This is a genomic window from Denitromonas halophila (genome assembly GCF_007625155.1).
Lineage (GTDB): Bacteria > Pseudomonadota > Gammaproteobacteria > Burkholderiales > Rhodocyclaceae > Nitrogeniibacter > Nitrogeniibacter halophilus.
In genome coordinates this window covers 50438-64763 of the sequence record NZ_VMNK01000018.1, presented here as the reverse complement: position 1 = coordinate 64763, position 14326 = coordinate 50438, and the positions used below count along the sequence as shown (strand labels likewise).

Sequence of the window (14326 nt, the reverse complement as noted above, 5' to 3'; positions counted from 1 at the left end):
CGCGCTCAGGCCGCTACGGTGCGCAAGGCCTCGGCAAAGCGGTCCAACTCGGCGTTGAACTGTGTGATGGCGTGATCGAGTCGCTCGGTTTCGCCGTTTCGGCAGACGCTTTCCAGCGCGCTGGCCGCCGCCATGGCGCTATCGGCCGAGAAGTTGGCGACCGCGCCTTTCAAGCCATGGACGGCCGAGTGAATGGCCTGGAGATCCCCGCCGCTACACGCGATTTTCAGCGATTCGCGTAGCGCGATCTCGTCGTCGAGATAGAGCGCGGCCAGTTGCATCATCAGCTCGCGGTCGCCGCCCAGATTGGCCAGCAGGGTGTCCTGATCGAAGGCGGTGAGCGGACGGCTGGCGACGGCGGCGGCGGCCTCGCGATGGACGACGCGCTGATCGCCACTGACAATCGCGGCCAGCGCCGCCGCCAGCGAGGTTGGCTGAACCGGTTTGGCCACATAGTCGTCCATGCCCGCCGCCAGACAACGCTCGCGGTCGCCGGGCATGGCGTGCGCGGTCATGGCGATGATTGGTGTGTGGCGGCCCGTCACGGCTTCGCGCTCGCGCAGCTTGGCGGTGGCTTCGAATCCGCCCATCTCGGGCATCTGAACATCCATCAGGACCACGTCGAAGTGGGTGCTTTCGCAGGCCGCAAGGGCTTCGAGGCCGTTGTTCACTACATGGGTCGCGTGACCCAGCTTTTCGAGCAGGCGCAGGGCGAGCATCTGATTGACCTTGTTGTCCTCGGCGAGCAGCACATTCAGCCGACGGCGTTGCTCGCGCAGGCTGTGCCGGGTAATCAGCGGCTGGATGCCGTCGGTGCCGATGGCCAGCAAGATGGCGTCGAGCAGGTCGGAGGGCTCGATCGGCCGGCTCAGGTAGGCCTGGATGCCGAGCGAGCGGCAGCGGGCGGCGTCGCCGCGCTGGCCCGCGTTGGCGGTCATGAGCCGGATGGGCGGGTGCGCAAGGGCGTGCGTGTTGAGCCGCTCAAAGAAGCGGAAGGCGCTCATGTCGCCCAGGTCGGTGTCGGCAACGATGGCGTGGTAGCGCACCTCGGGCCCCTCGCCACTGAAGCCGGCGAGCGCTTCGGCACCGCTGGCGCAGGTGTCGCACAACATGTTCCAGCTTTCGATCATGCCGGTGAGGTGGCTGCGGCTGGCTTCGTTGCCGGCGATCACCAGGATGCGCAGGCTGCCCAGGTCGGTTTCAGCCGGGCGTGTGATCGGTGCCGCGGGCGCGCTGGCGCGCCCGAAGCGAGCGGTGAAGTGGAAGGTGCTGCCTTTGCCGGGCTCGCTGTCGACCCACAGCTTTCCCTGCATGCTGTCGATCAGCTGCGAGCAGATGGTCAGCCCCAGGCCCGTGCCACCAAAACGCCGCGTGGACGAGGTGTCGGCCTGGGAGAAGGCATCGAAGATCAGCTGTTGCTTGTCTTTGGCGATGCCGATGCCACTGTCTTCGACAGAAAACTTCAGTTCCGTGCTGTCGGCGGTGCTTTCGGTCAGTCCGACGTGGATCGTGATGTGTCCGGTCTCGGTGAACTTGAGGGCGTTGCCGATCAGGTTGATGAGAACCTGCCGCAGGCGGTGGGGGTCGCCGACGAGGTGGTCGGGGACGGTGGGGGCGACATGGTAGGTAAAGCTCAGGTGCTTGCGCTCGGCGGCGTCCTTGAGGGTGCGGTGGCTGAGGGCGATACAGTCGCGCAGGCCAAAGCCGATGCGTTCGAAATCGAGCCGGCCGACGGCGATCTTGGAGTAGTCGAGCAGGTCGTTGACGATGCTGAGCAGTGAGTCGGCGGCGTCGCGCGACAGGGTGAGGTATTCGCGCTGCTCGTCATCGAGACGGGTTTCGAGGGCCAGATCGGTCATGCCGATGATGGCGTTCATCGGGGTGCGGATCTCGTGGCTCATGTTGGCCAGGAAATCGCTCTTGGCCTGGTTGGCGGTTTCGGCCAGCGACTTGGCTTCGAGCAGGGCTTGTTCCGACTGCTTGCGCCCGCTGATATCGCGCAAATAGGCTGTAAAGGCCGGTGCGCCATTCAGGTCGATGGGTACGATCGCCATGTCGGCCGGGAAGGTGTCGCCGTCCTTGCGCATCGCCAGTACTTCAATCTGACGCGACAGCACCGGGCCGTCCCCGGTGGCCAGGTAATGGGCCATGCCACGGTTGTGAGCTTCGCGCAGATGGGGGGGGATGATCAGTTCGGCGATGGGGTGGCCGAGGGTGTCCTCGCGGCGGTAGCCAAAGCAGTTCTCGGCGGCGGGGTTGAAGTCGATGACGCAGCCGGCGGCATCGATGGTGATGATGCTGTCGAGGGCCGCGTCGGTGATGGCGCGCATCCGGGCGTGGCTGGCGGCGAGCCTGTCTTGCGCCTGGCGGACACGCTCGGCGGCGTGCAGGAGAGCCTCGCTGAGTGCCTGGGTCTCGTCCAAGGCGCCGGCGCGCGGGGGCGGGATGAGCGTGCCGGCGGGCAGGGCCGAGGCCAGCGCTTCGGCATGGGCGAGATCGGCCAGCGGGCGGCGCAGAATCCCGATGACGGCCAGTGCGGCGACGACGAGGATCAGCGCGAGCAGGAGCGCGGTGGTGGCCGTGAAAAACGGTGGCCGTGGCGGTGCATCGAGGCTTAGATGCACCCAGCCGGTGGGGGCGATTGGGCCAATGGGGGCGCGCAGGTCGCGCGACCGGCTGACATGCACCGCTCCAACCTGGGTTTGTCCGTCGGGGGCCAGGGTGCCACGCGGTGTGCGGCTGACGGCGGCGAGGACCTGGTCTTGCCGGTCGGTGACGACCAGGCGCTGAATGTGTGGGAAGCTGTCGAAGGCCTCCAGGGTCCGATTGAGGGCGCCGGTGTCATTGGCCGCAACGCCCGCGGCGGTCAGGGTCGCAATGTGTGCGGTCAGCGCTTGCGCCTGAACCCGTTCTCGGGCGTCGGTTGCATTGCGCTCGCGGGTATGGTCGAGCGCCGTTGTGAGCAATACGGCGACGCAGGTCAGGACGCTGGTCAGTAAGACCAAGCGGTGTTTGAGCGAACTTAGACGGAAGAGGCGACGTGTGTTTGCGAGCATCAACGGTGGCTGGCGTTAGAGTGCGGTCGGCGCTTCATCTTGAAAGCGCTGGCGGATGTCGAGGACTTCCGACCAGCGTTCGAGCATGGCGTCGACGCAGATGGGGTCGAAGTGCTGGCCACGCCCCTCGCGTAGAAAAGCGGTAGCGTCGTCGAGCGACCAGGCGGGTTTGTAGGGGCGAGCCGAAGTGAGTGCGTCGAACACGTCGGCGACGGCAACGATGCGCCCTTCCAGCGGGATCGCGTCGCCGGCAGTGCCGAAGGGGTAGCCTGAGCCGTCGAACTTTTCATGGTGAGTCAGGGCAATGATGGCGGCAGCCTGGATGACCGGCGAGGTCGATCCTTTGAGGATGTCGTGCCCAATCGTCGGGTGGCGCTTCATTTGCTCGAACTCGTCAACAGTCAGGCGCCCGGGTTTCATCAGGATGTGATCGGGAATCCCCAGTTTGCCGACGTCGTGCATCGGAGCCGCCTGCAGAAGCAACGCGGAATAGGCGTCATCTTTGCCCAGCTGTCGGGCGATGAGCGCCGAGTAGTGGGCCATGCGCTGGATATGGGCGCCGGTTTCGGGGTCGCGGAATTCGGCGGCACGGGCCAGACGGGTGACGGTCTCTTGCTCGCGTTCGTGGATCTGCGCGGTGGCCTCGGCAATCTCGGCTTCCAGCGAGCGGGCACGGGCGCGGGTGGCAAGGTGGGCACGACGCAGGGCCAGCATGTTGTGCACGCGGGGCTGGAACTCGTTGCGATCGACCGGCTTGTTGAGGAAGTCGGTGGCGCCGGACTGGAGCGCGTCATAGCGGGTCTGGCGCTCGTGGTCGGCGGTGACCATCAGAATCGGCACGTCGTCGCGGTTCGGAGTGGCGCGGAGGCGGCGAATGAATTCAACCCCGTCCAGACCCGGCATCATGTAGTCGACCACAACAAGATCCGGTTCGTTGGCCTGACACCAGGCGAGGCCTTCTTGCGGGTCGATGAAGGGCAGCGGCTCGCAATCAGGGAGCTTGCCGACCAGGGCCTGCATCAAAGTGAGGTTCAGCGGGGTGTCGTCGACGATGACAATTTTCATGGTATTGAGCGTTCGGCACGGGGGCGTCAAAGTCTTATCGGCACAAGGGCGGAGCAAGTTGAGCGCATTGCGGCTATTGCGGGCGCTTGATCTTCTTTTCCTGCGCGCCGCGAGAGGCTGCGACCAGTGCCGGCACCGTGATGTTGCCGGTCAGAAAGGCGGCCAGCGCCGCCGGGGCCATGGGTTCGGCCAAGGCAAAGCCCTGGACCGTATCGCAGCCTTCGGCACGCAACACGGTCAGCTGGGCACCGCCTTCGACCCCCTCGGCGCAGGTGTCCATATCCAGCGCTTTCGCGATGGCGATGATGGCGCGGACGATGGCGGCCGTTTCCGGGTGGGTGGTGATGGCCTGGACAAAGGCCCGGTCGATCTTGATGCGGTCCAGTGGCAGGGAGCGCAGATAGGCGAGGGAGGAGTAGCCGGTGCCAAAGTCGTCGAGGGCAATCCGGATGCCGGCGGCGCGCAGTGCCCGCAGATGGCCTTCGGTGTCGGTGGTGTCACGCAGGAAAATGGATTCGGTCAGTTCCAGCTCCAGGCGTGTGGCGGGCAGGCCGTGCTCGCCGAGCAAGCTCAGGATGGTGTCGCACAGGGCCGGATTGATGAACTGGGCGAGGGACAGGTTGACGGAGAGTCGCACGCTGTCGGGCCATCCGGCCGCGTCGCGGATGGCGGCATTGAGCACCCACTCGCCAATGCTTTCGATCTGGCCGGAGTCTTCGGCGACGGAGATGCACTCTTGCGTGTCGATCAGCCCGAGGCGCGGGTGGCGCCAGCGCAGCAAGGCCTCGCAGCCGCAGATGCGGCCCGTGGCCAGCGAAAAGATCGGCTGATAGGCAAGATGGAATTCGCCACGCTGCAAGGCGCCGCGCAGTTCGTGCTCGAGAAACAGCCGGCGCCGGGCGCGGGTGTCCATCTCGTAGTCGAAAAACCGGAAGCGCCCCTTGCCGTCGAACTTGGCCGCATATAGCGCGATATCAGCATTCTTGAGGAGCTGATCGCCGCTTTGACCATCCTTGGGGGCCATGGCGATGCCGACGCTGGTGCCAATCTTGACCCGGATGCCATCGACTTCGAAGGGGTCAGCGAGCGACGCAATGATGCGCGAGGCCAGTTCTTCGGCGTCCTCCGGCGTGTTGAGCCCCCAGCGGATGATGGCGAATTCGTCTCCTCCCAGGCGCGCGACGATATCAGTGCGGCGGGTTCGACCGAGCAGCCGCTGGGCGACAACGCGCAGCAAGCCGTCACCAAAGCTGTGCCCATAGGAGTCGTTGATGGCCTTGAAGTTGTCGAGGTCGAGGCACAACAGCAGCGCGCCGGCGTTGCTGTCGGCGGCCTGTTCTTCGATGCGGCTGAGTGACTCGTGGAAGTGGTTCCGGTTGGATAGCCCGGTGAGCCCGTCGAAATGCGCCATGCGCTGGACTTCGCGCTGGGCGGCGAGGGCCTGCGTGACATCGGTGCCGACGCCCCGCCAGCCGGTCGATATCTGTTGAGCGTCTGTCAGCGGTTTGGCCGTGAGCGACCACCAGCGGGTCTCGCCGTCGAGCACGATGGGGACCAGTGCCTCGCGGAAAGGGCGGCCCGAGTCGAAGCGGCGGCACAGGTCGGTGTAGGCCTGACGTTCATCCTGGGGGACGCGATCGAGTGACTGGGCAATCAACGCCAGCAGGTCTTGACCCATCAAGGCGTCGACACTTCGTCCGAACACCGTGGCCATGCGATGAGACACATGGGTGAGACGGCCGTCGGCGTCGGTTTCCCACAGCCAGTCGCTGGCGTTCTCTTCGAAGTCGTTCAGCAGCAGGCCAATGAGCTGTCGCTGGTGTTCGCCCTCGGCTTCGGCCATGAGGCGTGCGCCGAAGGTGCGGGCGCTGGAGATCACGGTGCCCATGACGATCAGCGTGTAGACCAGCAGCAACATGCCCATCTCGTAGGCTTGCGGCAAGTCCATGCGGATCAGGCCGAAGACGGTCGCCGTGCCAAGAATGGCGACATAGGTCAGCGCGGCCTGGGGGATGGTTGCCAGCGCGAAGCCGCCGGCGCAGATCATCCCGGTGACCACGGCGGTGAGCAGGACGCGGGCGTCCGGGTTGGCCTCCGGCATCATCAGCAGGGGGACGGTGCCCCAGAGAATGGCCAACAAGGCCGCATGTTTGGCCGAGCGGGTGAGTGCTCGCGGGGAGGCGGTCGTTGGTGTGCGATGGCGTCGCCACCGCAGCCAGGCGTCAATGCCCGTGCCTGCGGCGTACAGTACAAACAAGGTCCAGCCCACGAGCAGCAGCGGGTTGAGGTCATTGCGAAATGTCCAGCCAACGATCAGGGCGTTGAGGACATTGGCCAGCATGGTGAGTGGCGTGAGACGCAGAACCGCCTGAATCTGACGCGCGCGAAACTGCGCCGCCAGCGGCGCATCGGCTTGATACGGCGCCATCGCGGAGGCGATTGGCTCAACAAGACGCTTTAGTCTTCCCATGACGCGAGGGTGATCCTTCGCTTCGCTGTCGGGGTGCTTTCGAATTGGCGGGATATGACACCCGTGCGGCGCCCAGTGCGCTGCGACCGCGTGAGCTTACGCCATTGCAATTGAGTACGGGAAGGGAAAGGGCGATGATCGGCAGCAGACTGCGATCAATGGTGGGCCCTGCGGGACTTGAACCCGCAACCAACGGATTATGAGTCCGCTGCTCTAACCAATTGAGCTAAAGGCCCGATGCACGGACCCGGAGGTCCGTGCAGCGAAGGGCTCAGGAGTCGCTGTCGAGGAAGCTGCGCAGCCGCTCGGAGCGCGACGGGTGACGCAGCTTGCGCAATGCCTTGGCTTCGATCTGGCGGATGCGCTCGCGGGTGACATCGAACTGCTTGCCGACTTCCTCAAGGGTGTGGTCGGTATTCATTTCGATGCCGAAACGCATGCGCAGCACCTTGGCTTCGCGCGGCGTGAGCGAGTCGAGGACGTCGCCCGTGGCATGCCGCAGGTTGGAGTAGAGCGCCGCTTCGTTCGGGGCGAGGGTCGAGGTGTCCTCGATGAAATCGCCCAGATGCGAGTCGTCGTCGTCGCCAATCGGCGTTTCCATGGAAATCGGCTCCTTGGAGATTTTCATGATCTTGCGGATCTTCTCCTCGGGCATCTCCATTTTCTTGGCCAGGGTCGCGGGATCGGGCTCGAGGCCGGTTTCCTGCAGGATCTGACGGCTGATCCGGTTCATCTTGTTGATGGTCTCGATCATGTGCACCGGAATACGGATGGTGCGCGCCTGGTCGGCGATCGAGCGGGTGATGGCCTGCCGGATCCACCAGGTGGCGTAGGTCGAGAACTTGTAGCCGCGGCGATATTCGAACTTGTCCACGGCTTTCATCAGGCCGATGTTGCCTTCCTGGATCAGGTCGAGGAACTGCAGGCCGCGGTTGGTGTACTTCTTGGCGATGGAGATCACCAGACGCAGGTTGGCCTCGGTCATCTCGCGCTTGGCGCGGCGGGCCTTGGCTTCGCCGGTGGACATGCGCTTGTTGATGTCCTTGAGTTCTTTGAGCGAGATGCCCAGCTTGACTTCCATGTCGATCAGCTTCTGCTGCTCTTCCATGACCGCCGGGTGCACGCGCATCAAGCCTTCGGTGTAGTTCTTGCCCGCCGAAATCTGATCCTTGAGCCAGTCAAGATTGGTTTCGTTGGTCGGGAAATGCTTGATGAAGTGCGGGCGCGGCATGCCGGCGCGATCGACGCACAGGCGCAGCACTTCGCGCTCGTGACCACGCACTTGCTCGACCATGTGGCGAACCGAGTCGCACAGGCTTTCGATCATGCGGGCGTTGAAGCGCAGATGCAGCAACTGGTGCGAGATCTGCTGTTGCAGCGCCGGGTAGGCTGGGTCCTGCGAGCCTTTGCCTGCGAGCAGAACCACCTGCTTTTCGTACAGTTCGCGCAGCGTGGCGAAGTGCTTGAGACCCTCTTCCTTGAGGATCTTCAGCGTGGCGGCGGCGGTGTCTTCGGCGTCAGTCGTGCTGTCGTCGTCGTCATCGCTGTCGTCATCGCTGTCGTCGTCGCTGTCGCTGTCGTCGTCGTTGTCGTCATCGGCGTCGTCGGCGCTCGGCGGGGTCAGGTCTTCGTCTTCGCCATCGTCGGGGTTGATCAGCCCGTCGATGATTTCTTCGATGCGCATTTCTTCGCGCTCGACCTTGCCGGCCATCTCAACCATGCGTTCGATGGTCGTCGGGCAAGCGGAGATTGCCTGAACCATGTGCTTGAGACCGTCTTCGATCCGCTTGGCGATCTCGATTTCACCCTCGCGGGTAAGCAGCTCGACCGTGCCCATTTCGCGCATGTACATGCGCACCGGGTCGGTCGTGCGACCGAATTCGGTGTCGACGGAAGACAGTGCCTGTTCGGCTTCTTCTTCGGCGTCGTCGTCGCCAGACGAGGCGACGCCATCGGACATCAGCAGATCTTCGGCAGAGGGGGCCTCGTCAAAGACGCGGATGCCCATGTTGCTGAAGGTGGCAATGATTGATTCGATCTGCTCGGCATCGACGAGGTCGTCCGGCAGGTGATCGTTGATCTCGGCATAGGTCAGGTATCCCCGTTCCTTGCCCAGCGTGATCAGCGATTTGAGCTGGGTGCGACGCACTTCTGCATCAAGCGGGGTCGCCGGCGCGGTGGCTGCGAGTACCTCACTGATAGCGTTTTTCTTGGCGCGCGGCTTGGCGGTGCGACCGCGTGCCGTGCTCTTGCGTGGCGTCTTGGGGTGTTCCTGGGCCATGATGCTCCTCGGAAACTTCGGAGAAGTCGGAAAAACAGAAAAGTATATTACGAATCTGAGACTTTGGGTTGCCGCGTTGGGTTCCGCTTCTTTTGTTGTAGCAGCTGAACGTAACGTTTTCGCTCGTCGGGTGTGAGTTCCCCCGCGCGTGCCGCCAGGCGGTTGAACTCGTCGGCGAGCGCCTTGGTGTGCAAGGCGTGGACGGTGTCGTGAAAGACGTTCTCGACCACCGTTTCGTCAATGACCTCGTCCGCCTGCTCGGCGCACATGCGCGTCAGCGTGGCGGCGTGGCTGGTGTTGCGAAAGTGTTCGAGTAGTGTGCCCAGGGCGCTCTGGTTGCCCAGATCGCCGACACTGACCGCGTCTACGATGGCGATCAGGGCGCGCCCCTCGTCGCTGCTGGCCGGGATGAGGTCGACCGGCAGGCGGGCCGCCCAGGCGGGATGGTTCAGCACGATCCGTAGCAGGTTGGCTTCGAGCGGCCGCGGCTGGTGGCGGGGGCCGCGCGCGGCGGGTGGGCCGGCGTCGTCCCGCCGCCCCTTGCCTTTGCGCCAGGGCTCACCATCGCGGCGCATCGCCGGCGCGGGCGGCGCTTTCAGCCCCCAGGCTTCCATCAGTTCGCGTTCATCCAGGGCGCAACGCTTGGCGATGGCCTTCAAGACTTGCAGCTTGAGGACGCCGGCGCCAATGCGCAGGACCAGCGGCTTGGCTTCGTGCGCGTAGCGGGCGCGGCCCTCGGCGCTGCTCAGATCGGCCTCGCTGGCCAGTTCGCTGAGCAGGAATTCGGTGAGCGGTGTGGCGTCGGCCACTTGCGTGGAGAATGCCTCGGCGCCGAATTCGCGCACATAGGTGTCGGGGTCGTGCGGGTCGGGCAGGAACAGAAACGCGACCTGTTTGACGTCGTTCAAGGTTTCCAGCGCCGCTTCCAGTCCGCGCCATGCGGCCTTGCGCCCGGCGGCGTCGCCGTCGAAGCAGAACACGACGCGGTCGGCGTGGCGAAACAGCTTCTGGATGTGAGTGGCAGTTGTCGAGGTGCCGAGTGTTGCGACCGCGTTGGGCACGCCGTGCTGGGCCAGTGCGACCACATCCATGTAGCCTTCGACGACGATCACCGTGTTGCTGGCGCGTATCGACTGGCGTGCCTGAAACAGGCCGTACAACTCGCGGCCTTTCTCGAACAGCGGCGTCTCGGGGGAGTTGAGGTACTTTGGCTCGCCCTGGTCGAGAATGCGCCCGCCAAAGGCGATGACATTGCCACGACTGTCCTGGATCGGAAACATGATGCGATCGCGGAAGCGGTCGTAGCGCCGGCCCTGATCGTTTTCGATCACCAGGCCGGCTTCAAGCAGCGCTTTGTCGGCGTAGTTGGGAACAATCTTCTGCAGCGACTGCCAGCCGTCCGGCGCATAGCCGATGCCAAAGCGGGCGGCGATCTGGCCGGTGAGGCCGCGGCGCTTGAGGTAGTCGATGGCGTGATCGGCGCCTTTGAGCTGCTCGCGATAGAAGCGCGCCGCCGATCCCATCAGCTCGGTCAGCGATTGCTCTTTTTGCTGATCGCCTCGCCGTGGGCTGCGCTCTTCGGGCACTTCCACACCAATCTGGCGGGCCAGCTCCTGGATGGCTTCGACATAGCCGAGGCCGCTGTACTCCATGAGAAAGCCGATCGCGCTACCATGCGCGCCGCAGCCAAAGCAGTGATAGAACTGCTTGCTCGGACTGACCGAAAACGAAGCGCTTTTTTCACCATGGAAAGGGCAGCAGGCGAAGTAGTTCGCGCCCTGCTTCTTTAGCGACACATGGCGGTCGATCACCTCGACGATGTCGACGCGCGTCAGTAGATCCTGGATGAAACTCTGGGGGATCAAGGCGTGAACCGCCTCAGCTGGCGAGCGCGGATTTGACGCGCGCGGATACCTGCGCCATGTCGGCGCGTCCGGCCAGTGCTGGCTTGAGCTGCGCCATGACCTTGCCCATGTCGGCCGCCGAGGCGGCGCCCGTGCTGGCAATGGCAGCGGCCACCGCGGCGTCGATCTCTGCGTCCGACAGGCCGGCCGGCATATAGGCTTCGAGCACGGAGATTTCGAAACGCTCCTTGGCTTCGAGGTCGGCCCGGCCGCCCGCAGCGTACTGGGTGGCCGAGTCGCGTCGCTGTTTGAGCTGCTTTTCGATCACGGCGGCGACACCGGCGTCGTCCAGTGTCGTCTGGCCGTCGACTTCCTTTTGCTGGATGGCGGCGAGCAGCAGCCGGATGGCGGACAGTCGCGCCGCATCGCGGGCGCGCATGGCCGTCTTCATGTCATCCTGGAGGCGGGCTTTGAGCGACATCGGAATCCCCTGAGCTGAAACGCAAAAAACCACGCCTGGTGAAGCAAGGCTGCTTCACCAGGCGTGGCGGTGCCGTGCCGAGACGGATCAGTACATCTTCGGCGGCAGTGTCTGGCTACGCAGGCGCTTGTGGTTACGCTTCACGGCAGCGGCCAGCTTGCGCTTGCGCTCAGCTGTGGGCTTTTCGTAAAACTCGCGCGAACGCAACTCGGTGAGCGTCCCTGCTTTTTCAATGGTGCGCTTGAAGCGACGGATGGCAACTTCAAACGGCTCGTTTTCTTTGACGCGGATCCCCGGCATTGCGTGATTCCTTGGATAGCAAAAGTACAGAAACCGCGCAGTATATCGACTCGACCCGGTCATGCCAAGTCCACCCTTCAGCGATTGCATTCCGAAAAGGCCGGAACCCGCTAAAATGCCGCGATGAACAAGGGGACGGCATGATTGTACTGGGGCTCGAAAGTTCGTGCGATGAGACTGGCGTTGCGCTCTACGACACGGAGCGGGGCTTGATCGCACAGCAATTGCATTCGCAGATCGACCTGCACGCGGCTTACGGTGGCGTGGTGCCCGAGCTCGCCTCGCGCGACCACGTACGACGCATGCCGGCGCTGATCCGACAGACGGTCGCCGAGGCGGGTGTGCCGATGTCGGCGATTGACGCCGTGGCCTACACCGCCGGTCCGGGCCTGGCCGGGGCGTTACTGATTGCCGCCGGCACCGGGCAGGCGCTGGCCGCCGCGCTGGGCATTCCGGCGCTACCGATCCATCACCTTGAGGGCCATCTGTTGTCACCGCTGTTGGCCGACGAACCGCCGAGCTTTCCGTTTGTGGCGTTGCTGGTGTCGGGGGGGCATACGCAGCTGATGCGGGTCGATGGCGTGGGGCGCTATGCCTTGCTGGGCGAGTCGGTGGACGACGCGGCCGGTGAGGCTTTCGACAAAACCGCGAAATTGATGGGGCTGGATTACCCCGGTGGTCCGGTGCTGGCGCGGCTGGCGGATCAGGGCACGGCGGGCCGGGTCAAGCTGCCGCGACCGATGCTGCATTCGGGCGATCTCAATTTCAGCTTCAGCGGTCTTAAAACGGCGGTCATGACCCAGTTGCGTAATGGCAGCCACGCGCCGGCCGACATGGCGGCCGAGTTTCAGGCGGCGGTGGTCGACGTGCTGGTCGCCAAATCACTGGCCGCGCTCAAGCAGACCGGGCTGTCGCGCCTGGTGGTGGCCGGCGGGGTCGGGGCCAATCAATCCTTGCGCGAGCGCCTGAACGAGGCGGTGACACGTCGGCGGCAGCGGGTGTATTACCCGGAGCCGGCGCTGTGTACCGACAACGGCGCGATGATCGCCTTTGCCGGGGCGCTGCGTCTGGCCGAGGGGCAGCGCGGGAGCGAGACGCATGTGGTGTCCGTGCGGCCGCGCTGGCCGCTGGATAGCCTCGCTGCGCCGGGCTGATTCAGCTCGGGCCGTCGGACTTTTTTTTGCCGATCCGGGATTCGGTGCCTGCCAGCAGGCGCTTGATGTTGTCGGCGTGGCGCCACAGCAGCATGGCCGCCATCACCAGGCAGGCGGCGGTCATGGCGGGCGAATTTAGCAAAACATGCGCAAATGCCGGCGCCGCAATGGCCGCGACCAATGCGGCGAGTGACGAGTAGCGCGTGGTGATGGCGATGATCAGCCATGTGAGGGCGCTGGCGAGCGCCAGCCAGCCACTGAAGGCGCCGAGCACGCCGACGGCCGTCGCAACGCCCTTGCCGCCCTTGAAGCCCAGAAACACTGGAAAGATGTGCCCGATGAATGCGGCTATGCCGGCCAGTGCCACGGCCGATGGCGCGTCGCTGCCAAACTGGCGCATCACCCACACCGCAATCAGCCCCTTGGCGGCATCGCCAACCAGCGTTAACGCGGCGGCGGCCTTGTTGCCCGATCGCAGCACGTTGGTGGCGCCCGGGTTGCCGGAGCCATAGTTGCGCGGGTCATTGAGGCCAAAGGCCTTGCTCACCACGACGGCGAAGGGCACCGAACCGATCAGGTAGGCAGTTAGTGTCAGGAGGGCGGTGGTAAGCGTCATGGCAGGTGTCGTTGCGGTTCGGGCTAGAATGGCCACAATTCTAGACGAGAGCCGAAATGGATTTCATCTTCATTGAGGAGTTGCGGGTTGAAGCCCGCGTGGGGATCTACCCGCGAGAGCGTGTGGCATCACAAACGGTTGAACTGAATCTGACCTTCGGCGTGCCCGATGCGGCGGCTGAACGGGACGACATTGCCGATACGATCGATTATGCGCAGGTAATCGAGCGCATTCGCGAAGAGCTGTCCGCCCGGCATTTCAATCTGATTGAAACCTTGGGCGAATTTGTGGTGGCCTTGTTGTTCAATGAGTTCAACGCGCCCTGGGTGAAATTGCGCATTGCCAAGATCGGGGTCATGAAAGGCGTGCGCCGTGTGGGTGTATTTATTCAACGTGGCAAGGACGGTCGTGTGCTTGAATCGGATTGAGTGCGCCGTGTTGAAACAAAAAGCCGCCCGGATGGGCGGCTTTTTAATGATGCCGGCGGCGTGCTTTATTTGATCAGCAGTTCGTCGAGCGACTTGCCAGCGCTCAGCCAGGCCTCGATCCAGCGCGGCTTGCGACCCCGGCCGGTCCAGCCGGTTTTCGGGTCATCCGGGTTGGCGTACTTCATCGGCACGCGCTTGCCCTTGGCCGGGGAGGCTGCCTTGCGGCGGGTTTTGGCGGCGGCCTTTGCAGGGCTCTTGACGGGCGCTTCACTCAGCACGTCATCGAGCGAGACGCCGTGATCAGCGGCGATTTTCTTGAATTGCTTCAGGACATCCCGGCGCGCGGATTCGTCGCGGCGACGGATTTCGGTTTCGAGCTTTCCTTGCAGGCGGCGTAACTCCGGGACCGTCATTTCACTCAGGTTGATGTCCATTCCAATTCCTCATTGTTTATTGTGATGTGCTCTGGCGTGGGTGAACGTGGTTTTTTGAAACCGACACGTTCCGGCCAATTTTGCCACTCTTGATTTACTAAAATCAACGCCTTGGTGGAATTAATTATTGGTTTGCTCACAACATCACAAATTAAACGGCGAATAGCGAATCAGCGGTTTGATGTTGAACGGAGGCG

The 14326-nt window shown here is 63.9% G+C and carries 11 protein-coding genes and 1 tRNA gene; 2 read left to right on the top strand and 10 right to left on the bottom strand.

Features of this window, described 5'->3' with window-relative positions; genetic code table 11:
- Positions 1-5: 5 nt before the first annotated feature.
- The 8 genes from FHP91_RS18485 to rpsU form a co-directional block, all read right to left on the bottom strand.
- Entirely contained in the window at positions 6-3056 is a 3051-nt protein-coding gene (locus FHP91_RS18485; protein ID WP_144310981.1) for a response regulator, read from the bottom strand.
- A gap of 15 nt (positions 3057-3071) precedes the next feature.
- The gene (locus FHP91_RS18480) at positions 3072-4121 is read right to left on the bottom strand and encodes an HD domain-containing phosphohydrolase (protein WP_144310980.1); all 1050 of its coding nucleotides are present in this window, start codon (positions 4119-4121) and stop codon (positions 3072-3074) included.
- A gap of 73 nt (positions 4122-4194) precedes the next feature.
- Entirely contained in the window at positions 4195-6591 is a 2397-nt protein-coding gene (locus FHP91_RS18475) for a putative bifunctional diguanylate cyclase/phosphodiesterase (protein WP_144310979.1), read from the bottom strand.
- A 159-nt stretch (positions 6592-6750) separates the two neighbouring features.
- Positions 6751-6827, bottom strand: a tRNA-Ile gene (locus tag FHP91_RS18470).
- Positions 6828-6862: 35 nt separating this feature from the next.
- Complete coding sequence (gene rpoD / locus FHP91_RS18465) at positions 6863-8872, bottom strand: RNA polymerase sigma factor RpoD (RefSeq protein ID WP_144310978.1); 2010 nt, start codon at positions 8870-8872, stop codon at positions 6863-6865.
- A 47-nt stretch (positions 8873-8919) separates the two neighbouring features.
- Positions 8920-10737: a DNA primase gene (gene dnaG / locus FHP91_RS18460; RefSeq protein WP_144310977.1), complete on the bottom strand. Its 1818-nt coding sequence runs from the start codon at positions 10735-10737 to the stop codon at positions 8920-8922.
- Between the two features lie 13 nt (positions 10738-10750).
- Complete coding sequence (locus tag FHP91_RS18455) at positions 10751-11197, bottom strand: GatB/YqeY domain-containing protein (protein ID WP_144310976.1); 447 nt, start codon at positions 11195-11197, stop codon at positions 10751-10753.
- 87 nt (positions 11198-11284) lie between these two features.
- Positions 11285-11497 (bottom strand): 30S ribosomal protein S21, encoded by a 213-nt coding sequence (gene rpsU, locus FHP91_RS18450; protein WP_144179261.1) that lies wholly within the window; start codon positions 11495-11497, stop codon positions 11285-11287.
- 140 nt (positions 11498-11637) lie between these two features.
- On the opposite strand from rpsU, the gene tsaD reads away from it, so the two are divergent.
- Complete coding sequence (gene tsaD / locus FHP91_RS18445; RefSeq protein ID WP_144310975.1) at positions 11638-12651, top strand: tRNA (adenosine(37)-N6)-threonylcarbamoyltransferase complex transferase subunit TsaD; 1014 nt, start codon at positions 11638-11640, stop codon at positions 12649-12651.
- Position 12652: 1 nt separating this feature from the next.
- On the opposite strand, the gene plsY is transcribed toward tsaD, so the two are convergent.
- Positions 12653-13267, bottom strand: a complete 615-nt coding sequence (gene plsY / locus FHP91_RS18440; protein ID WP_144310974.1) for a glycerol-3-phosphate 1-O-acyltransferase PlsY — start codon at positions 13265-13267, stop codon at positions 12653-12655.
- 56 nt (positions 13268-13323) lie between these two features.
- Here plsY and FHP91_RS18435 point away from each other — a divergent pair, with 56 nt between their 5' ends.
- Positions 13324-13695 (top strand): dihydroneopterin aldolase, encoded by a 372-nt coding sequence (locus tag FHP91_RS18435; protein ID WP_144179264.1) that lies wholly within the window; start codon positions 13324-13326, stop codon positions 13693-13695.
- A gap of 65 nt (positions 13696-13760) precedes the next feature.
- Here the strand turns inward: FHP91_RS18435 and FHP91_RS18430 are convergent, their stop codons facing one another.
- Positions 13761-14129, bottom strand: coding sequence for an H-NS histone family protein (locus FHP91_RS18430; protein WP_246116370.1), 369 nt, complete (start codon positions 14127-14129; stop codon positions 13761-13763).
- Between the last annotated feature and the right edge of the window lie 197 nt (positions 14130-14326).